The following is a 20901-nucleotide window of genomic DNA, read 5'->3' as shown; positions in this document are numbered from 1 at the left end:
TTCCCCGGGAGGTCTATACATCTACGGAACCCACGCGTCATTCAAGCGTTCAGGGAACTCGGCCACACTTCAGCCCAGCTTGCATTGCTCGTTGACTGTGTTCTTAAGGCCACCTCATACGGCGGATTGTTGAATTCTGCCGGATAGCCCATCCCGCTTCGGAAAGCAGGCTCATGCCAACTATCGCACTGGTCGACGACGACCGTAACATTCTCACATCCGTATCGATCGCGCTGGAAGCCGAGGGCTACCGCATCATGACCTATACGGATGGTGCTTCCGCACTCGATGGCTTCCGCACGAGCCAGCCGGACCTCGCAATCCTCGATATCAAGATGCCCCGCATGGACGGCATGGAGACCTTGCGCCGTCTGCGCCAGAAGTCCGATCTGCCGGTGATCTTCCTGACGTCGAAGGACGAGGAGATCGACGAGCTGTTCGGCCTGAAAATGGGCGCCGACGATTTTATCCGCAAACCGTTCTCGCAGCGTCTGCTGGTCGAGCGCGTCAAGGCCGTGCTGCGCCGCGCCGCGCCGAAGGACCCGACTGCCGCTCCGAAGGAGACCGACGCCAAGGCGCTCGATCGCGGTTTGCTGCGGATGGATCCGGAACGTCACACCTGCACCTGGAAGAACGAGCCGGTCACGTTGACCGTCACCGAGTTCCTGATCCTGCAGGCGCTGGCGACGCGCCCCGGCGTGGTGAAGAGCCGCAACGCGCTGATGGATGCCGCCTATGACGATCAGGTCTATGTGGACGATCGCACCATCGACAGCCACATCAAGCGGCTGCGCAAGAAGTTCAAGGTCGTCGACGACGACTTCGAGATGATCGAGACACTGTATGGCGTCGGTTATCGCTTCAAGGAAACCTGATCTGTAAGGGTTCCCGCGGCACGGCTGGGGGCCTGACGGCTCGGCCGTGCTGCGCTAGAATGCGCATCCGCACACGCAACAATGAGCGCGGCGTGGCGCATCGCAGATATCGACAACAACCGGGCAGTTTTGGCATTGCTGGATCGTACGCAGCCTGATGAAAGCCTGGACGCCGACGGCACGTCGCCGCATGCGGCAGGCGGCGATGCCGATCGCACCCGTCGCGGCTGGCAGCGCCCGCTCGACTGGCTGCGCCGTGCCCGGCAGTTCTTCGTTGCGCTGACCTTTTCGAGCCTGACGCGCCGCATCGTCTCGCTCAACCTCGCCGGCCTCTGCGCGCTGGTCGCCAGCATTCTCTATCTCTCGCAGTTTCGCGCCGGCCTGATCGACGCACGCGCGCAGAGCCTGCTGGTACAGGCCGAAATCATCGCCAGCGCCATTGCCGCTTCGGCCACCGTCGAAACCAATACGATCACGATCGATCCCGACCGCTTGCTGGATCTCAAGCCCGGCGAAACCTATGGCGTGCCGGACGAACTCTCCGGCCTTGATTTTCCGATCAATCCCGAGCGCGTCGCGCCGGTGCTGCGGCGGCTGATCTCCCCGACCAAGACGCGCGCGCGCATCTACGACCGCGACGGCGTGCTGATCCTCGACAGCCGCAGCCTTTATGGCCGCGGCGATGTGCTGCGTTTCGAACTGCCGCCGCCGACCACCGAGAAGCCCGGCTTTGCCGAACGCACAATGATCGCGGTCCGAACCTGGCTCAATCGCGGCGACCTTCCGCTGTATCGCGAACTTGGTCCGGAAAACGGCAACGGCTATCAGGAAGTGCAACAGTCGCTCGACGGTCTGAAGAGCAGCATGGTGCGCATCAACGAACGGGGCGAAGTCATCGTCTCGGTCGCCGTGCCAGTGCAGCGCTTCCGCGCCGTCCATGGTTCGCTGATGCTGTCGACCCAGGGCGACGACATCGATCAGATGGTGACCGCCGAACGTCTGGCGATTCTGAAAGTCTTTGCGGTCGCGGCCGTGGTGATGATCGTGCTGTCGCTGCTGCTGGCATCGACCATTGCAGGTCCGGTGCGACGTCTTGCCGACAGCGCCGAACGCGTTCGTCGCCGCATCCGCACCCGTGTCGAGATCCCGGATTTCACGCGCCGCCGCGACGAGATCGGGCATCTCTCCGGCGCGCTGCGCGACATGACCGATGCGCTTTATAACCGCATCGAGGCGATCGAGATGTTCGCGGCCGACGTCTCCCACGAGCTCAAGAATCCTTTGACCTCGCTGCGCTCCGCCGTGGAAACACTCCCGCTGGCGAAGAACGACAACAGCCGTGGCCGCCTGCTCGCGGTGATCGAACACGACGTGCGGCGGCTTGACCGGTTGATCTCGGATATTTCCGACGCCAGCCGTCTCGATGCCGAACTCCAGCGCAACGACACGGCGCCCGTCGATGTCCGACGGTTGCTGACCACGCTGACCTCGGTCGCCAACGAAACCAAGCTCGGTCATGACGTCGGCGTTGAAGTCCGCTTCGAAGGCGCTGCCACCGACGCCTTTTCAGTGCCGGGCCACGATTCCCGCCTCGGTCAGGTCATCACCAATCTCGTCACCAATGCGCAGTCATTCTCGACGCCGGGCGGCAAGGTGCGGATCGTCTGCCGTCGCCTGAAAGGCAAGATCGAGATCGTGGTCGATGACGACGGCCCCGGCATCGGACTGGATGCACTCGAACGGATCTTCGAACGCTTTTACACCGACCGCCCACATCAGGGCTTTGGCCAGAATTCCGGTCTGGGCCTGTCGATTTCCAAGCAGATCGTCGAAGCCCATAGCGGTACGATCTGGGCGGAGAACCGCATCGGCCCGGCCAACGCCGACGGCGAGATCCCGGTGCTGGGTGCACGCTTCGTGGTACGGTTGCCGGCCACATGAGCGCGGATGGCAAAAGCATCCATGCCTCCGCCGTACTGGTCGATGACCGCGCCGTCCTGATCCGGGGGCCGTCCGGCTCCGGGAAATCGCGGCTGGTCTTCGACCTGATCCTCGCCGCTCAGAGCGGACAGCTTCCCGAGGCCATGCTGGTCGGCGACGACCGGGTGCATCTGGATGTCAGGGATGGAAAACTGTGGGTACGGCCGGCGCCCGAACTGGTCGGGCTGCTTGAGGTCAGGGGGCTCGGAATCCGGCGTCTGGACTGCGCTACCGGCGCCATCGTCGGGCTGGTGGTCGATCTCGCCGCCACCGACGCTGCGCGCCTGCCAGAGCCGGAAGCGCTCAAAACCACACTGGAGGGCGTTGAATTGCCCCGAATCCCGGTCGGGACAGGCTTTTCACCACTACCATTGGTCGTAGCCGCACTTATTACAAACGATGGTTTAGCCGCAGTGCGACCTTTGGACGATTGCTCGAAGGGAATTGGTAACCATATTAGTCCCACTATCGCCACCGAATAGACCCGCGCTACTTCCCGCCGCATCCGTGCAATTTAAGGGAGATTCGCGAAGAGCCCTCTTGCATAGGGGCTCTGGATGGTCAAAGTGGCCCTTTCGTGCGGTGCACCAAAAGCACCCACGAGGAGTTTCCGATGATTGGTCTAGTACTTGTGACCCATGGGCGCCTTGCCGACGAGTTTAAGGCGGCGCTTGAGCACGTAATGGGTCCGCAAAAACAAATTGAAGCCGTGACGATCGGCGCCGAAGACGATTCCGATTTGTGTCGCAGCGACATTATCGAAGCGGTCAATCGCGTCGACAGTGGCGATGGCGTTGCCATCCTCACTGATATGTTCGGCGGCACGCCATCGAATCTAGCGATCTCCTGCATGAGCCGGCCGAAGGTCGAGGTTCTCGCCGGTATCAACCTGCCCATGCTGGTGAAGCTCGCAAAGGTGCGCGAAGAGCGCACGCTGCCCGATGCGATCGCCATGGCACAGGAAGCCGGCCGCAAATACGTCACCATCGCCAGCCGCGTTCTCGCCGGCAAATGAGCGACAGCCCAGACGATACGACGGTGTCCGGCAGCGTCTCCCGCGAGATTCCGATTACCAACAAGCGTGGCCTTCATGCGCGCGCCTCTGCCAAATTCGTGCAGATGGTCGAACGCTTCAATGCCGACGTCACGGTGACACGCAACGGCGAGACCGTTGGCGGTACATCCATCATGGGCCTGATGATGCTGTCCGCCGGACCCGGGACCAGCATCATGGTCACTGCCAAAGGCGCCGAAGCTCAAGCGGCGCTGGATGCGATCACCGAGCTTGTGACCAACAAGTTCGGCGAAGAGTAGCGGTTCGCCGAAAGCTGCTTCGTCAGCGAACGGCTATTTCATCGCGCCAGGCGCCACCACATAGACATTCCACCGCGTGGTCGTGCCGACATTGCCCTTGAAGAAGCGTCGCGTCGACATCACGATACGTTCGGCATTCGGCAGATTGTCCTTCATCCACGCTTCGCAGCGATCGAATTTCCAGTCACCGACCATGCAGATTCCGATGAAGCCGTTACGCTTCGCTTCGGCCATCGACGTCACGCCTGACGGCCACGGCTCGTAAGGCGTCAGCGGCAGCGGATGATCGGGACTGTAGAACGTCATCTGCTCGGCGACATCAACGAAGCCCACGACCTCGCTCCAGCGCGTGTGGAAGCGCTTGTGCCAGACTTCGGTGAGTTCGCGCGCGAGCTGCGAATAGGAGATGTGGGCGAAATTGCCGTTGGCATCGCGCGGCAGTGACGCGATGGCGATCTGCGGTGCGGCGGCGAGCGTGACCAGCGACAGCACCAGCCAGATCGCGGCGAGCCGTACCAGCGCGACCCGCGGCATCTTCAGCGCCGGGATCGCAATGACCGCCAGCGGCACCAGGAAGAACAGCGAGATACCCCAATCGGTCTTGATATAAACGTCGAACAACAACGCACCGATCGGCGGCCCGACGGCGACAATGGCCTGGATCAGCCAGATATTCAGGGCCTGATCCTTGCGGACACCGGGATTGGTCGTCAGTGACCACGGTCGCTTGACGAATGCGCGGGGATCGCGCGCCACCGACGCCCACCAGCGTGGCCCCCAGGCCAGCACCGCAGCGGCCAGACCCAGCGGCAACAGCAGCAGCGCGATATTGTGGCCAACATAGCCCCACGCCAGCTGCAAACTCTCCCAGCGTGACGAGATCGCATAGGTATTGCCGGCGTAACGAAATGGCGCGTATTCCACCTGCCGCACCCAGTCGAGATGCGGAATCATCGCCGCCGCCATCGTCGCGATGGCGATCCATGGTGCCGGCGAGCGCAGGAACAGCATCCGCTGCGGATGGATCAGCGCGGCCAGACCGATGGCCCCGATCATCGTCACCACCCAGTATTTGGTCATCAGCGCCAGCGCAGCGGCGAGGCCAAGCAATACACCGGAGCGAATCGAGCGCTTCTCGAAAGCGTGCAAATAGGCCAGCACCACCAGCGGCAAAGTTACCAGCTGCAGCAGGTCCGGATTGTATTTGAAGCCCTTGAAATTGAAGATCGGATAGATCGCGACCATCAGCAGCACGAAAAAGGCACGGCGCCGATCGACCACGCGCAGCGCAATCGCCCAGCAAAGGATCATTCCGATGCCGACCGTGACCATGGCGAGCAGATAGGTCGCCCAGTCCACCGGCGGGAAAAATCTGAACCAGACGCCCGAGATCCAGCCCGACAACGGCGGATGCTTGCCGTAGCCCATCAGGAACTTCTGCCCCCAGGCATAGCCCTCGGAGACGTCGAAATGGATGTCCTGCGCCGCCTTTACCTGGGTCAGGATTGCGGTCCACAGCACCACATGGGCGATCGTGAAGCCGAGCACCAGCAGGACGCTCAATTGCGGATCACACGCCCAGGCAACGAGCCGCGCAGCGCCGCGGCGGCCGATCGACAGCAAGCCCCGGCGTTTGGCGGGGGTAGAGGAAGCGATTGTACTCATGGGCCCCTGCCTAGCGTGTTTCGGGCCGGAGTAAAATCAGGATGCCGTGACGGAAACAGGGCCGGGAATCAGGCCGAAACCCGCATTAAGGTTGCCGCATCGGGGCCTGAATGCTATCCCGCGCGCATGACAACCTCCCCGATTTCGAACGTTCGCAACTTCTCCATCGTCGCCCATATCGACCATGGCAAATCGACGCTGGCCGATCGCCTGATCCAGATCACCGGCGGCTTGCAGGCGCGCGAGATGAAGGAGCAGGTGCTCGATTCGATGGATATCGAGCGCGAGCGCGGCATCACCATCAAGGCGCAGACCGTCCGCCTGCATTACAAGGCCAAGGACGGCAAGGATTACATCTTCAACCTGATGGACACGCCCGGCCACGTCGACTTCGCCTACGAGGTCTCGCGGTCGCTGGCCGCCTGCGAAGGCGCGCTGCTGGTGGTCGACGCCTCGCAGGGCGTGGAAGCGCAGACGCTGGCCAACGTCTATCACGCACTCGATGCCAATCTCGAAATCGTGCCGATCCTCAACAAGGTCGATCTGCCCGCGGCAGAACCCGAGCAGGTGAAGAAGCAGATCGAGGACGTCATCGGCATCGACGCCTCGGACGCGTTGATGATCTCGGCCAAAACGGGTCTGGGCGTGCCTGACGTGCTGGAAGCCATCGTGCACCGGCTGCCCCCACCGAAGGGCGATCGTGAGGCCACGCTGAAGGCGCTGCTGGTCGATAGTTGGTACGACGTCTATCTCGGCGTCGTCGTCCTCATCCGCGTCGTCGACGGCGTCATGAAGAAGGGCCAGCGCGTCCGCATGATGGGCACCAACGCCGCCTATGATGTCGAGCGCGTCGGATACTTCACGCCGAAGATGGTCAATGTGGACGAACTCGGCCCCGGCGAGATCGGCTTCATTACGGCCGCCATCAAGGAAGTCGCAGACACCCGCGTCGGCGACACCATCACTGACGACCGCAAGCCGGTCACCGAGATGCTGCCGGGCTTCAAGCCCGCCATCCCCGTGGTGTTCTGCGGCCTATTCCCGGTCGATGCCGACGACTTCGAGACGCTGCGCGCCGCAATGGGCAAGCTGCGGCTGAACGACGCGTCGTTCTCGTTCGAAATGGAAACCTCGGCTGCACTGGGCTTCGGCTTCCGCTGCGGCTTCCTCGGCCTGCTGCATCTGGAAATCATCCAGGAGCGCCTGAGCCGCGAATTCGATCTCAACCTGATCGCGACCGCGCCAAGCGTGATCTACAAGATGCACCTCACCGATGGCGAGGAGATCGAGATTCACAATCCGATCGACATGCCGGATGTGGTGAAGATCGCCGAGATCCAGGAGCCGTGGATCGAAGCCACGATCCTGACGCCCGACGAATATCTCGGCAGCGTGCTGAAGCTCTGTCAGGAACGCCGCGGCAATCAGAAAGAACTTACTTACGTCGGCGCCCGCGCGATGGTGAAATACGAGCTGCCGCTCAACGAAGTGGTGTTCGATTTCTACGATCGCCTGAAGTCGATCTCGAAGGGCTACGCCTCGTTCGACTATCATCTGACCGACTACAAGGCCGCCGATCTCGTCAAGATGCAGATCCTGGTCAATGCCGAGCCGGTCGATGCGCTGTCGATGCTCGTGCATCGCACCCGCGCCGAAGGCCGCGGCCGCGCCATGGTCGAGAAGATGAAAGAGCTGATTCCGCCGCACATGTTCGTCATCCCGATCCAGGCGGCGATCGGCGGCAAGGTGATTGCCCGCGAAACCGTCCGCGCGCTACGCAAGGACGTGACCGCGAAGTGCTATGGCGGTGATATCAGCCGCAAGCGCAAACTTCTGGAGAAGCAGAAGGAAGGCAAGAAGAAGATGCGGCAGTTCGGCAAGGTCGACATCCCGCAGGAAGCGTTTATCGCGGCGCTGAAGGTCGATAGCTGAGGATCAACCGCCCGCCGTTTTGACCAGAGGTACCGCATATGACTGCGATACGGGATGCGAACAGAACGGCGAAGCGACCTCCCCAAGGCTTTTCAGATCCAGCTGTCAAAGCAGCATTCGACCAGCATCCGCCGGCGATCAAGGCTAGGCTCTTGGCGCTCCGGCAACTGATCTTCGAGACGGCCGCAGGGATCGAAGGCGTAGGCCCGCTCGACGAGACACTGAAGTGGAATCAGCCGAGTTATCTCACGACGGCAACCGGAAGCGGCAGCACGATCCGGATCGACCGGATCAAGGACACCAACCGGTACGCGATCTACTTCAATTGCAATACCAATCTGGTTGAAACGTTTCGCTCGCTGTATCCCGAAGGCCTGAACTACGGCGGTAACCGAAGCATCATCCTCAGCCTCGACGACGCCCCTCCCGAAGTCGCTCTGCGCCATTGCGTCGGACTGGCACTCACCTATCACCGAAGCAAACGCAAGCCGCGCTCATAGGCACCGCGAGAAGCATTGAGCGGATTCTGCAACGACGCTTGCCGTTTCGCGGCTTTTCGGCGCTTCCGCTTGCAGCTGGAAATGAACGGATCCACCAATTGCGACGACCCATTCCCGATGAGTGGAAATTGCATTCCAGAGATCTGTCCCGACAATCTCGCCCGCCGCTATGACACGGCGCGCGAGTGGTTAGTCGATGCATTGTCTATTGCCGCAGCCGCACTGGCCGTATTCCTCTACAATCCGGACGGTGTGATCGCCACGATCGTCGTCTTCATCGGGGCCTATGCGGTCGCGCATTATCTCGGGGACGTGATCTGGCTAACCAGCCTGACCTGGCTCTTGTTGCTCACGATGCTGATCTATGCCTGCACCTTCTTCTATACTTTCAGCCACCTCCCGCTACTCACCGCTTTGCTCCTGACCATGTTCCTTCCGGGAATCGCGCAAGCCTATGTGATTTGGGATTTGTGGCCCGCGACAAGCCATCCGCTGCCCCTGTTCTGCGTGGCCTGGCTCATCCTGCTGGCGATCTGCATTTTTGAACCAACGACGTTCAGCCGGCTGAGCTCCTTCGTCAAAGCAAGACGCGGCCGGAGCTAGCCGCCGGTCCAATTTTCCGCCCGCCGCAATGCGGCGGATTTCTGCGACCAAACATCCCTCACGCCGCTATTGCCTCCCCGCTCCGCGCCCATCATGCTGCGTCCCACGACGCCGAAAACGGCGCGTATAAAATTTGGGGAGGATTGAATGATCGCGCACCGCACGGTTGCGGCTACGACGTTTGCTATTTCGCTGCTTTTCGGCGCTTCCGCACTGGCCCAGCAGGCCAACACGCTTCCGCTCAAGATCGGCGTGCTCGCCGACTTCGCCTCGGTCTATGCCGACATCGGCGGCCAGGGCAATGTCGAGGCGGCCAAGATCGCCATCGAGGAATTCGGCGGCAAGATGTTCGACAAGCCGATCGAACTGGTCACCGCAGATGCGTTGAACAAGGCCGACGTCGCCGCCACCATCTCGCGCAAATGGTATGAGGCCGAGAATGTCGACATGATCATCGACATGCCGACATCGGCCACTGCGCTGGCCGGCATGGAGATGTCGAAACAGTTCGAGAAGATCATGATCGTCACGGACGCCGCCTCGTCCGACATCACCGGCAAGTCGTGCTCGCCATATACCGCGCACTGGACCTACGACACCTATGGCAACGCTCACACGGTCGGCAGCGCCATCGTCAAGCAGGGCGGCGACTCCTGGTACTTCATCACAGCGGACTATCTGTTCGGCCATTCCATCGAACGTGACACCGGCGACGTGGTGCGCGCCGCGGGCGGCAAGGTGGTCGGCAGCGCCAAGCACCCGCTCAACACGGCGGACTTCTCGTCCTTCCTGCTGCAGGCACAATCGTCCAAGGCCAAGATCATCGGCATGGCCAATGGCGGTGGCGACACCATCAACACCATCAAGCAGGCGTCCGAGTTCGGAATCGTCGCCGGCGGCCAGAAGCTCGCAGGCATCGTGATGTTCATCTCCGACATCCACTCGCTCGGCCTGAAGATGGCGCAGGGGCTGATCATCACCGAGGCCTATTACTGGGATCTCAACGATCGCACCCGCGCCTTCGGCAAGAAGTTCTTCGACAAGATGAAGCGGATGCCGACCATGAACCAGGCGGCGACCTATAGCGCCACGCTGCACTATCTCAAATCGGTACAGGCGGCCGGCACACGTGCCACCAAGCCGGTGCTGGCGAAGATGCGCGAGATGCCGGTGCGCGACGCCTTCACCGATAACGGCGTCCTGCGCGAGGACGGCCGCATGGTGCACAGCATGTTCCTGCTCGAAGTGAAGAAGCCGGAAGAATCCAAGGCGCCGTGGGATTACTACAAGGTGCTCGCGGAGGTCCCCGGCGATCAGGTGTTCCGTCCGATGAAGGACGGCGGCTGCCAGTATGTGAAGCAGTAACCGCTGACGAGTTCGATCGCCCGGCCCGCCGGGCGGTCGACCCACCACAGGCCAACCGGTCGATGGAGCACGTCAATTCTTCATCGGATTTTGAACGAGGACGCCAGTTTCCGGCTTCGCCACCGGAGCCCTCAACCAGAAGAGCGCCAGGAACGCGAGCGACGTCAGCCCGCCTGTGAGCGCCAGCGCGACGCGCGGGCCACCTTGATCCAGCACAAGGCCGAACAGCAGCGGCGCTGCACCCTGCAGGATGCGCGCCGGCGCGGCCAGCCAGCCGGTTCGCATGCCGTATCCGACGGCGCCAAACATGGCCAGCGGAAGCGTTCCGCGCGCGATCGTGAACAGGCCATTGCCGGCGCCGTGCAGAAGGGCGAATGGCAGCGCGACTGGCGCTCCGAACAGGATCAGCAATCCGGCGCCGACGGGATGCAGACCCGCAGCCAGGCGTGCGGATATCATCGCCGACGCATGTCGTAGCAGACCGAATTCCCCGATCCGGGCTGCGACTTGCGCAGGCCCCATCAAAGCCCCGGCGAGCACGGCCTGCGCCGGCGTGGCGCCGAGCGCTTCCAGCAGGCGCGGCATATGCGCGGCAAAGGCGGTGGTGACAAACCAGGTCGCACCGAAGACCCCCGCCAGAACGATCATCGCCCATGGAATGCCTGATGTCGGGACGGCAGGCTCATCCAGATGCGCATGCGGCGGCGCCTTGGGCACGAGAAAGCGGTTGAGCGGCAAACCAATGACGATGTGCAACGCGGCCCATGCGAAGCAGGCGCCGCGCCAGCCGAAGGCATCGATCATTGCGGCACTAAGCGGCCAGCCGATGGTACTCGCAAAACCGGCGAACAGGGTGATGCCCGTGATCGCACTGCGGGCCTGTCGCCCCCACAATCCCGCAACCGTCGCAAACGCAGCCTCATACAGGCCGAAACCCATGCCGGCGCCGATGACCAGCCAGGCCAAGGCCAGCGTGATCGGTCCCGTTGCAACCGCAAGCAAGGCCAGCCCCGCCGCAAACATCAGATTGGTGGCGACAAGCACGTCCCGGCCACCGCTGCGGTCGATCATGCGGCCGGCGAGCGGGCCGAGCAAACCCGACACCAGCAGTGCCACGGAGAACATCGCGAAGAACCACGTCCTGGACAGATGCAGGTCGTCGCAAATGGGATCTGCGAACACGGCTGGAACATAGTAGCTGGAAGCCCATGCCAGTGTCTGCGTCGTACCGAGCGCGGATACGACTTGCCAACGAACGACTGCCACCTCAGGTCACAGCTCCCCGCTCGTACCAGTCCCGTGTCGCCTTCACGATGTGAACCACGGAGAGCATCACCGGCACCTCGATCAGAACGCCGACGACCGTTGCCAGTGCCGCGCCCGATTGAAAGCCGAACAGTGCGATCGCCGCTGCTACGGCGAGCTCGAAGAAGTTCGATGCGCCGATCAGGGCGGAAGGGCCGGCCACGCACCAGGCGACACCCAGGCGGCGGTTGAGCCAGTAGGCGAGACCGGCATTGAAATAGACCTGGATCAGGATCGGGACGGCGAGCAGCGCAATGACCATCGGCTGCCGTGTGATCTGCTCGCCCTGCAGGCCGAACAACAGCACCAAAGTTAGCAGGAGCGCGACCAGCGATACCGGGCCGAGTAGCGACAGCGCCTGCGATAGCGCCGCCTCGCCTCCCCTCGCCAGCAATGCGCGCCGCCAGAGTTGCGCGATTGCCACAGGCACGATGATGTAGAGCAGGACGGACAACAGCAACGTGCCCCAGGGCACGATAATGGATGATAGTCCGAGCAGAAGGCCGACGATCGGCGCGAAGGCGACCACCATGATGGTGTCGTTGAGCGCGACCTGTCCCAACGTGAAGTTCGGCTCGCCATCGACCAGATTCGACCAGACAAACACCATCGCCGTACAAGGCGCAGCGGCAAGCAGAATCAGACCGGCCGTATAGCTGTCGATCTGGTCCGCGGGCAGATACGGCCTGAACAGATGGCCGATGAACAGCCAGGCGAGAAGCGCCATCGAGAACGGCTTCACCAGCCAGTTGATTCCGACGGTCGCGGCAATGCCGCGCCAGTGTGTGCCAACGTGACCGAGCGCTCCGAGGTCCACCTTGAGCAGCATGGGAATGATCATCAGCCAGACGAGAACAGCCACCGGCAGATTGACCTGCGCAATCTCCGCCGAGCCCAGCGCATGGAAAACGGCCGGCATCCATCGGCCCAGCAGAATGCCGACGACGATGCATAGGCCCACCCAGATCGTGAGATAGCGTTCGAACAAGCCCATGGCCGGCGCGGAAACCGGCCTGCCGATGGCCTCACTGGTCATGACGTTGTCCTACGATCCGCTGGCCGCTCGCATCCACGACCCGCTCGCCATCCTCTTTCGAGAACGCTCCAAGCTGCGGAGTGGGCATGATGTCCAGAACCGCTTCGGATGGCCGGCAGAGTCTCACGCCCAGCGCGGAGACCACGATCGGGCGGTTCATCAAAACCGGATGGGCTTCGATGGCGTCGAGCAACTGCGCGTCGGTCAGACTGGTGTCGGAGAGGCCCAGTTCGGCATAGGGCGTTCCCTTCTCACGCAGGACGTCGCGCACCGACATGCCGGCGCGCGCGAGCAATTGAACGAGCATGACCCGCGACGGCGGTGTCTTCAGATACTCGATGATGTGTGGCTCAATGCCGGCGTTGCGGATCATGGCCAGCGTGTTGCGCGAGGTACCGCAATCCGGGTTGTGATAGATGATGACGTCGACGCTATCAGGCACGTGACAGCTCCTTGCTGTCCGAGGTGCATGCGGACGCCGTGGCCGGCATACAGATGTCGGGATGACCCGCGCAGCAATCCCGCATCAGGAACTGGATGAGGCCCGACAGCGCGTCATAATCGGCGGTGTAGACAATCGAGCGGGCCTCCCGCTTCGCGCTGGCAAGGCCAGCCTGGGTCAGCTCCTTCAGATGGAAGGACACATTCGAGGCCGACACGCCTGCAGCCTCCGCGACGGCGCCGGCCGGCATCCCGGCGGGACCGGCCTGCACGAGCAGGCGCACGATGCGAAGCCGTGTCTCCTGGGACAGCGCTGCAAAAGCCGACAGGGCTTGACGTTCTTCCATATTTCAATAATCCTAAAAATATCGAATAATGGAGTAACATCGATGCTGGACCTTGCCAAGCCGGAAATTCCGCCTTCGCCGCAGATCGCCGCCGACGACATCAGCATCGGGGCGCTCCTCGCCGCCTGCGACGCGGCACCGGCATTGCCCTTGGTGTTCACCTATGGCGGTCACAGCATTCAGCCGGGCTACCACATCACCGAAGTCAAGGCGGGCGCCTTTTCCGCGCTTGATTGCGGCGGCAATCCCGAAGCGTGGTCGGAGATCTTCGTACAGTTGTGGGACATCGTCGAAGGTGACCGGACCCATATGACCGCCGGAAAGTTCGCGGCCATCATCCGGAAAGTCTCCGACCATGTTGCTCTCGATATCAATGCGCGACTGACTTTCGAAGTGAGCGATGGCATCGCGCCGATGCAACTACACTGCGCGGATACCCCGCGCATACAGGGCGACGTTCTCACGGTGGCGCTTGCCCCGCGTCCGGCGAGTTGCAAGCCACGCGACCGCTGGCTGGAGGCGCAGAAGGAAGCCAGTGCATGCTGCGCGCCGGTATCGTCCAAAAGCGCGTGCTGCCGGTAGACGCCGCGGTTCAGACCGGAGACCTGTTACTGGACTCTCAACGAGAGCGCGCGGTAGAGCCCACAATCATTATCCTTTGCCACCTGCAGTCGTTGCGCTGCGTCGATCCGCGAGGCGACCTGCCTCTTTTGGCAAAGCTCCTGGCGAGGAGCCGGAATGCGCAGACGCCTGGGCTTGCGACAGCAACCACGCCCGGAATGCCTGCAGCAAAGGATTCCCGGCTTTCTCCTCCGGGCAGGCGAAATAGTACGAGCCGACGCTTTTCAGGGTCAGGCTCGACAACACCTTCAATTTGCCCGACCTGAGTTGGTCGGAAATCAGGAATTCGGGAAGCAGGGCAACACCAAGACCCGAGCTTGCCGCGCTGATCAAAGTGGACTGGATATCGAAACGCGGCCCGCGGATCACATTCGTGCCGCCGAGCTCCGCAGCATCGAACCAGCGACGCCATGCATCGGCGCGTGTGACGAGATGCAGAAGCCGCAGCTCGGCGACCTCGCTCGGCGGCAATTCGCCGCGCCTGCCGATCAGCGTCGGCGATCCGACCGGCAGAAGAATTTCATCGAACAGATAGTCGGCCTGCGTGCCCGGCCAGTCCGGCTCGCCGAAGTACAGCGCGCCATCGAGCGCGGTCTCGCTGAAGAAGAAGCGCGTGTTGCGCGCGCTCACATTGACGGCGACGCCGGGATGGCGCGCATAGAAGTCCGGCAGGCGCGGAATGAGCCACTGGGCGCCGACGGTGGGCAGCGCCGCGACGTCCAGAACCATGCCGTCGGCCTCATAGCCCATGATCTCGAGCGCATCGCGCTCGATCCGCTCGATCGTCTGCGCCACGCGGGTGCTGTAGGCCGCCCCTGCCCGCGTCAACGTGATGCGTTTCTTGATCCGATGAAACAGTTTCACGCCGAGCTGCGTCTCCAGCTGCGCAATCTGGCGCGACACCGCACTTTCGGTCAGCGCGAGTTCGCTGGCGGCCCGCGTGACGCTGAGGTGTTTGGCAGCCGCGCTGAACGCCATCAGCGCGCCGAGGCTCGGTATTCTGCGGCGCATAGTTCATTCCAAAAACGCAAGATGTCCGCAGATTAAATTGTTTGCACGCCTAAGCACAAGGCAACAATCTCCCCGCGGATGACAAAAGTCATGGCGGGCGGCGACCTCTGGCGAGGTCACGCCCCGGCAACGGTCTCAAGACATGCAGACTGCAGCGCGGTGCCCCGCACAGGTGCTTCGGTCATCAGCTTCAAGGAGCACATCAGTGGCAGTCAACAAATTGCATGACGAATTCCACACGCTCGACATGGAGAGCGGCTGGCAATTGCCCGAGGGCTACGATCCCGCGTCGGGCGCGCTGGAGAAGATCCTGTCCGGATCGCTCGATACCGCGAACAAACGCGGCAGCCGGACGCGATTGCTGAAGTTCCCTCCGGGTCTCTTCACCACACAGCAGATCGTTCACGACCACTGGGAAGAAGTCTTTCTCGTCTCCGGCGACCTGATCGTTGGCAATGACGAGAACGGGCAAGGCGGCACGCCATTCGCCGGCTACACCTACGCCGTCAGACCGCCAGGCGCGTGGCATGGTCCGTTCAAATCCGAGGGCGGCTGCCTGCTTCTCGAAATGCACTACTACGATCCCGCCTGAGAGCCACAGAGACGATGACGGCAGCCTCTTAGAGGGGCCGCCGATCAGAGCCGATGCTCCCTGAAATCCCCGCAAGAGGTCTTGATATGAGTAATGCGAAGCTTCCCGTCATCATCGCCGGTGCAGGGCCGGTCGGCATGGTGGCTGCCGCAGATCTAGTGCGGCAGAACATTCCGGTTCTGGTGCTCGAGAAGAACGACGCGCTGAGCAGCGAGTCGCGCGCATCGACGTTCCATCCGCCCACGCTGGACATGCTCGACGATCTCGGTTTCGCCAGCACGTTGATTGCACAGGGGCTGAAGGCACCGACGGTCCAGTACAGTTCGTCCGAAGACGGTGTGCTCGGCACATTCGATTTCGCAGCGATCTCCGATCTGGTGCGGCATCCGTTCCGCCTGCAAGCCGAACAGTTCAAGCTCACACGCATCATTCTGGACGCCCTGTCCGGCAATCCGCTGTTCTCGATCGCGTTCGGCAGCGAGGTCAAATCGGTCGAGCAGACCAGCGATACCGTCAAGGTGGTGGTCACGGCCAACGGCCACGACACCACGCATGAATGCGCCTGGCTGATTGGCGCCGATGGTGCGAACAGCATCGTCCGCCGCAGCCAGGATATGGAATTCGAGGGCTTCACCTGGCCCGAGCGTTTCCTGGTGATGACGACACCGGTCGATTTCACCGCGCTTCGGCCGGGCGTCTCGTCGGTCAGCTATGTCGCCGATCCCGAACGCTGGTACTTCCTTCTGCGGATCCTCGGCGCATGGCGCGTGATGATGCCGGTGGCCGCGGAAACATCCGATGAGGAAGCACTGTCCGAAGCCTATGTGACGGCGTCGATCCGGCGGATCGTTCCCGCAGAGCTGGAGGCCCGCATCCTCCACACGACGCTCTATCGTGTGCACCAGCGCGTCGCCGCGAACTTCCAGAAAGGCCGCACATTCCTGGCAGGTGACGCCGCCCATATCAACAACCCGCTCGGCGGCATGGGCATGAATGGCGGCATTCATGATGCATTGAACCTGACCGCGAAGCTGGGTCCAGTCATCAACGGCACCGCTGATGAGGGCATTCTCGCCGATTACGATCTGCAGCGCCGGACGGTCACGATGCAGGCCATTCAGGGCGACACCATCCGCAACAAGAAGAACCTCGAAGCGAAAGACGAAGCCGATCGCGCGCGTTTCCGCGACGACATTCGCGCAGCAGCCGCCGATCCGGAAAAGGCACGAGCGCTATTGCGCCGGATCGCGATGCTCGACTCGCTTGAGCGGGCCGGTGCGTTGCATGTGGCTGAGCACCGCCCGGGGTGATCAGCAACTCTCTCTGAGACGATGTCGACGGCAACCGGTCACTCGGCTGGATAAGAACCGCGGCAGTGGAAGCGCCAGTAAGCCTGGAGGAGCCAACACCATGGTTCCCAAGATGTCATGCAGGAGTTTCAGAATGCCAAGCAAGGATTTACGGATGAAGTGGACGACGTTTCTTTTGGCGGCGCTGGTAGCGCCTGTCACCTTGGGCGTGCCCGGCGCGGCAGCGGCCGGCTTTCCGGAAAAAATGATCACGATCGTGGTCCCTTATCCGGCTGGAAGCACGGCGGACGCGATTCCACGACTAGTGGCTCCGCTGATGTCGAAGTCGCTCGGCGTCACCGTGATCATCGAGAACCGCGGCGGCGCCAACGGCTCGATCGGGGCGGCTCGCGTCGCCGCGTCGCCGGCGGATGGCTATACGATTCTGCTCGCGACAACCGGCATGATGGCGATCAATCCGTGGATCTATGAAAAGCCCGCCTATAATTCCGAAAAGGATTTCGCGCCCATCACCAATGGCGCTTCGACGCCGAACATCCTGGTCGTCAATCCGTCGGTCAAGGCGAACTCGCTGAAGGAACTGGTGGCGCTGGCCAAGGCCGAGCCGGGCAAGCTGACATTTGCGTCAGCCGGTATCGGCAGCACGAGCCATCTGTGCGGCGAGACGCTGAAGGTGCTCGAAGGCATCGATGCCGTCCACATCCCGTATCAGGGCGCAGCTCCGGCGCTTCAGGATGTCATCGGTGGTCAGGTGTCCATGATGTGCGATAATCTGTCGAACACGGTCCAGCAGGTACAAAGCGGAGCGCTGAGGCCCATCGTCGTGACCGCGCCTGAACCAAGCAAACAGCTGCCCAATGTGCCGACGTCACCGCAGGCAGGCTATCCCGATCTCCTCGCGGGCAACTGGTACGGCTTTGTCGCTCCATCGGCGACCCCCAAGGACGTGATTGAGAAGCTCAACACATCGATCGTGGAGGCGTTGCGAGATTCAACTGTTTCGGCTCGCCTGGAAGGCCTTGGTTTGACCGTGATCGCGGACAAGCCCGATCAGTTCGGAGCTGTTATCGCCAAGGATTCTGCGCGGATGGAAAATATCGTGAAGCGCTCGAAAGCGAAGATTTCCAACTAGGGATTTTTCGGCATCTCTCCGAGCTTAAACTGATCTTGACTTTAGTCCTAGATTGAGTTACCTCGATTCCAGCCTGCTCGATTGCTGCGTGCTCATGACACACAGCATCGATCAGACTGCAGCGGCGACCCGGTCATCCGGGCAGCTGCTGGTGGAGCGCCGGGAGGCGCAGCGTTCGCTCGGCGGGCTTCGCACCCCCACCGATGTCGTAACGCGCGCGTCTTCCCTGCGGGACTCGCAATCCCGCAGGTGCTGACGTGCGGGCCGGCCCTCGCAAGGCCAGCCTCAAGGGGTCTCGCAAACCCCTGGCGCCTCCCGGCGCTCCATTCTCGCAATGGGAAACGGGATGAAGGGTCGTCCGCGCCCTCGCCGAAGCGGAGATCGGCGCGTGCCTTATGCGACCTGCGCGCGGACGGACAGTTCCGCGTCTGGCGCAGCAATGGCCTGAGCGCGCAGCAGCTCGATGATCTCCTCGTTCGGCCGCGCCCGGCTGAACAGGAAGCCCTGCCCTTCATGGCAGCCTTCGCTGCGCAGGCAGGCGAGTTCGGATTCGGTCTCGACCCCTTCCGCCGTGATGGTGACACCGAGGCCCATGCCGAGGCTGATGATCGAGCGCACGATCGCCTGTGCATCGCGATTGGAGCCGAGATCGCGCACGAAGGACTGGTCGATCTTGATCTTGTCGAACGGAAAGCTTCTGAGATAGCTCAGCGACGAATAGCCGGTTCCGAAATCGTCCATCGAGATGCGAACGCCGAGCGCGCGCAGCGCGTGCAGGGTCGCCAGCACCTGATTGCTCTTTTCCAGCAGCAGCGTCTCGGTGATTTCGAGCTCAAGCCGCCGCGGTGGCAGTCCCGAATGCTTCAGCGCATCCATCACCACCGAGAGCAGATTGCCGACGCGGAACTGCAGCGGCGATAGATTGACTGCGACGCGCACTTCATCGGGCCAGCGCGCAGCCTCATTGCAGGCGCGGCGCAGGATCTGCGTGCCGAGCGCATTGATCAGGCCGGTGTCTTCCGCAACGGGGATGAAATCCGCCGGCGAAATCATGCCGCGCTCCGCATGCGGCCAGCGCACCAGCGCCTCGCAGCCGGTAATGCGACCGGTCTTGAGATCGATCAGCGGCTGGTAGAAGGGTCGGAGCTGATCGTCCTGAATGGCGGAGCGCAGATCGATTTCGATCTTGCGACGCGCTTGTGCACGAGCGTCCATGCCGGACTCGAAGAAGCTGAAGGTACCGCGCGAGTCGTTCTTGGCGCGCGACAGTGCCATGTCGGCGTTCTTGAGCAACCGCTCGGATTCATCGCCATCGCTCGGCGCCATCGCGATGCCGATGCTGGCGCCGATGACCACCGAATGACCGTCGAGCAGATAGGTCTCACCGACGGCGTCGAGCAGCCGGCGCGCCAGCAGCACGACATCCTCGGGACGGTTGATGCCGGTCTGGATGATGGCGAATTCGTCCGAGTTCAGCCGCGCCAGCGCGTCTTCCTCGCGCAATGACGACCGCAACCGCCGCGCCACGCCGCGCAGCAGCTTGTCGCCGATACCATGGCCGAGCGTGTCGTTGACACCCTTGAAGTTGTCGAGGCCGAGAAACAGCACCGCGACCTTCTCGCCGGTGCGCCGGGTATGTGCGAGGACCTCGTCGAGACGCTGGCGCAGCAGGTTGCGATTTGGCAGGCCGGTGAGGCCATCATGATGCGACATGAAAGCCAGCCGCATCTCGGCACGCTTGCGCTCCGTGATATCCATCAGCGCCAGCATCACGGCTGGCTCCTCGTTGTAGACGAGGTGCCGCGAATAGATCGCCAGATCGATTAGCGAGCCGTCGGCCTTGACGTGTTTCCAGGTTCGCGCGGCCTGCTCGTCATTGGCGTGATCGCCGACCCAGGGCGGGGCGGCCTCGAAGGCCTGCAACTGGCGGATGGTGAGCTTCTCGAATTCCGGACGCGTGTAACCGTAATGTTCGATCGCAGCGTCGTTGACGCTGAGGATGCGTTCGTCATCGAGCGCACAGACGATCATCGGCACCGGATTGCTCTCGAACAGCAGGCGGAACGACGCCTCGCGCTGTTTCAGCTCGGTGATGTCGACGCGCAGACCGATGACACCGCCGTCTTCGGTGAGCCGCTCTTCGATCAGGACGACGCGGCCGTCGGCCAGAACCTGTTCGTGACGTTCACCTGGATGGAACAGTTTGGCGACGCGTTCCGCGATCCATTCGTCCTCGCGACCGATGGCCTCAGGATAGTCGCCGCGTTCGACACCGACGCGGATCGTGTCCTGCAGACGCGCACCCGGCACGAACTGATCCGAGCTGCGGTTGTAGATTTCCGCGTACTTCTTGTTCCAGAGGATGTAGCGCCCGTCGGAATCGAGAAACACGATGCCTTGCGGCAGAATGTCGATCGCCTCGCGCAGACGCTCATGGGATTTACGGGCTTCCGCGATCGCCGCCTCGGCCTGGGCACGCTGGCGCACGATCTCGCGAATGGGACCGCTGACAAGACCCTTTTTCGGCGCCAGTTTCGGCGCAGCCGCGATCGCCCGGCTCGGCCGGGTGGTCCGAGACGCCAGTCCGGCTTTCGCTTTCTTTTTCGCTTCAGGCCGGAACTTCGGCATCAATGATCCACTCGCAACGCGCGTGTGACAATATGTGCAAGAAGTGTCTGAAAAAACGGTATCAATGCCCGTTCACAGCAACCGATTACCGTCTGAACTGCGCGCCTGTACACATCCCATGCCTTCACAACAGGCAAAAACCGTGGGCATATGGTTACCCATGTCTGGACGTTACCGGGTCACGCGCGATCATCCCCACCAAGTGAGAGACGCAAGCGGCTCGAAACGCTGATAAAACGACTGA

Annotated in this window: 20 protein-coding genes; 13 read left to right on the top strand and 7 right to left on the bottom strand. The window is 62.2% G+C overall.

The window, feature by feature from the left end; translation table 11 throughout:
* Positions 1–173: 173 nt before the first annotated feature.
* From HP556_RS22180 to HP556_RS22160, 5 genes are all read left to right on the top strand, one after another.
* Positions 174–875, top strand: coding sequence for a response regulator transcription factor (locus tag HP556_RS22180; RefSeq protein ID WP_068733897.1), 702 nt, complete (start codon positions 174–176; stop codon positions 873–875).
* Between the two features lie 135 nt (positions 876–1010).
* Positions 1011–2816, top strand: coding sequence for a sensor histidine kinase (locus tag HP556_RS22175; RefSeq protein WP_081421901.1), 1806 nt, complete (start codon positions 1011–1013; stop codon positions 2814–2816).
* Positions 2817–2833: 17 nt separating this feature from the next.
* Positions 2834–3337 carry an HPr kinase/phosphorylase gene (locus tag HP556_RS22170; RefSeq protein WP_414717131.1) on the top strand — a complete coding sequence of 168 codons (504 nt, stop codon included), beginning with the start codon at positions 2834–2836 and terminating at the stop codon, positions 3335–3337.
* A gap of 131 nt (positions 3338–3468) precedes the next feature.
* Complete coding sequence (locus tag HP556_RS22165) at positions 3469–3870, top strand: PTS sugar transporter subunit IIA (protein WP_068733893.1); 402 nt, start codon at positions 3469–3471, stop codon at positions 3868–3870.
* Entirely contained in the window at positions 3867–4169 is a 303-nt protein-coding gene (locus tag HP556_RS22160; RefSeq protein ID WP_089262865.1) for an HPr family phosphocarrier protein, read from the top strand. Before HP556_RS22165 ends, HP556_RS22160 begins: the two co-directional genes overlap by 4 nt.
* Positions 4170–4202: 33 nt before the next feature.
* On the opposite strand, the gene HP556_RS22155 is transcribed toward HP556_RS22160, so the two are convergent.
* A complete protein-coding gene (locus tag HP556_RS22155; RefSeq protein ID WP_175368556.1) occupies positions 4203–5834 on the bottom strand; it encodes a glycosyltransferase family 39 protein in 1632 nt (543 codons plus the stop codon).
* Between the two features lie 126 nt (positions 5835–5960).
* Between HP556_RS22155 and lepA the strand changes: the two genes are divergently transcribed.
* The 4 genes from lepA to HP556_RS22135 all read left to right on the top strand — a co-directional run bounded on the left by lepA (position 5961) and on the right by HP556_RS22135 (position 10234).
* Positions 5961–7766, top strand: coding sequence for a translation elongation factor 4 (gene lepA, locus HP556_RS22150; protein ID WP_175368555.1), 1806 nt, complete (start codon positions 5961–5963; stop codon positions 7764–7766).
* A 152-nt stretch (positions 7767–7918) separates the two neighbouring features.
* Positions 7919–8266: a DUF1801 domain-containing protein gene (locus tag HP556_RS22145; RefSeq protein WP_246297863.1), complete on the top strand. Its 348-nt coding sequence runs from the start codon at positions 7919–7921 to the stop codon at positions 8264–8266.
* An 81-nt stretch (positions 8267–8347) separates the two neighbouring features.
* On the top strand, positions 8348–8869 hold the full coding sequence (locus HP556_RS22140; RefSeq protein ID WP_175368553.1) for a hypothetical protein: 522 nt from the start codon (positions 8348–8350) through the stop codon (positions 8867–8869).
* Positions 8870–9016: 147 nt separating this feature from the next.
* Complete coding sequence (locus tag HP556_RS22135) at positions 9017–10234, top strand: ABC transporter substrate-binding protein (RefSeq protein ID WP_175368552.1); 1218 nt, start codon at positions 9017–9019, stop codon at positions 10232–10234.
* A gap of 72 nt (positions 10235–10306) precedes the next feature.
* On the opposite strand, the gene HP556_RS22130 is transcribed toward HP556_RS22135, so the two are convergent.
* From HP556_RS22130 to HP556_RS22115, 4 genes are read right to left on the bottom strand one after another with little or no spacing between them, the layout of a single operon-like run.
* Positions 10307–11500, bottom strand: coding sequence for an MFS transporter (locus HP556_RS22130; RefSeq protein ID WP_175368551.1), 1194 nt, complete (start codon positions 11498–11500; stop codon positions 10307–10309).
* 1 nt (position 11501) lies between these two features.
* Positions 11502–12533 (bottom strand): ACR3 family arsenite efflux transporter, encoded by a 1032-nt coding sequence (gene arsB / locus HP556_RS22125; RefSeq protein WP_175368839.1) that lies wholly within the window; start codon positions 12531–12533, stop codon positions 11502–11504.
* Positions 12534–12564: 31 nt separating this feature from the next.
* On the bottom strand, positions 12565–13017 hold the full coding sequence (arsC, locus tag HP556_RS22120; protein ID WP_175368550.1) for an arsenate reductase (glutaredoxin): 453 nt from the start codon (positions 13015–13017) through the stop codon (positions 12565–12567).
* Positions 13010–13363 carry an ArsR/SmtB family transcription factor gene (locus HP556_RS22115; protein WP_089262883.1) on the bottom strand — a complete coding sequence of 118 codons (354 nt, stop codon included), beginning with the start codon at positions 13361–13363 and terminating at the stop codon, positions 13010–13012. The genes arsC and HP556_RS22115 overlap by 8 nt, the downstream gene beginning before the upstream one ends.
* A 42-nt stretch (positions 13364–13405) precedes the next feature.
* Between HP556_RS22115 and HP556_RS22110 the strand changes: the two genes are divergently transcribed.
* Positions 13406–13945, top strand: a complete 540-nt coding sequence (locus HP556_RS22110; RefSeq protein ID WP_175368838.1) for a DUF6428 family protein — start codon at positions 13406–13408, stop codon at positions 13943–13945.
* Between the two features lie 69 nt (positions 13946–14014).
* On the opposite strand, the gene HP556_RS22105 is transcribed toward HP556_RS22110, so the two are convergent.
* On the bottom strand, positions 14015–14995 hold the full coding sequence (locus tag HP556_RS22105) for a LysR substrate-binding domain-containing protein (RefSeq protein ID WP_175368549.1): 981 nt from the start codon (positions 14993–14995) through the stop codon (positions 14015–14017).
* Positions 14996–15200: 205 nt separating this feature from the next.
* Between HP556_RS22105 and HP556_RS22100 the strand changes: the two genes are divergently transcribed.
* From HP556_RS22100 to HP556_RS22090, 3 genes are all read left to right on the top strand, one after another.
* Positions 15201–15587: a cupin domain-containing protein gene (locus HP556_RS22100; RefSeq protein WP_068733870.1), complete on the top strand. Its 387-nt coding sequence runs from the start codon at positions 15201–15203 to the stop codon at positions 15585–15587.
* 86 nt (positions 15588–15673) lie between these two features.
* Entirely contained in the window at positions 15674–16897 is a 1224-nt protein-coding gene (locus tag HP556_RS22095; protein WP_175368548.1) for an FAD-dependent oxidoreductase, read from the top strand.
* 154 nt (positions 16898–17051) lie between these two features.
* The gene (locus tag HP556_RS22090) at positions 17052–18029 is read left to right on the top strand and encodes a Bug family tripartite tricarboxylate transporter substrate binding protein (protein WP_175368547.1); all 978 of its coding nucleotides are present in this window, start codon (positions 17052–17054) and stop codon (positions 18027–18029) included.
* 393 nt (positions 18030–18422) lie between these two features.
* Here the strand turns inward: HP556_RS22090 and HP556_RS22085 are convergent, their stop codons facing one another.
* Entirely contained in the window at positions 18423–20657 is a 2235-nt protein-coding gene (locus HP556_RS22085) for a putative bifunctional diguanylate cyclase/phosphodiesterase (protein WP_175368546.1), read from the bottom strand.
* Positions 20658–20901 lie beyond the last annotated feature (244 nt).

This window comes from Tardiphaga robiniae, from assembly GCF_013359755.1.
GTDB lineage: Bacteria > Pseudomonadota > Alphaproteobacteria > Rhizobiales > Xanthobacteraceae > Tardiphaga > Tardiphaga robiniae.
This window is presented reverse-complemented; position numbering and strand designations above follow the sequence as displayed.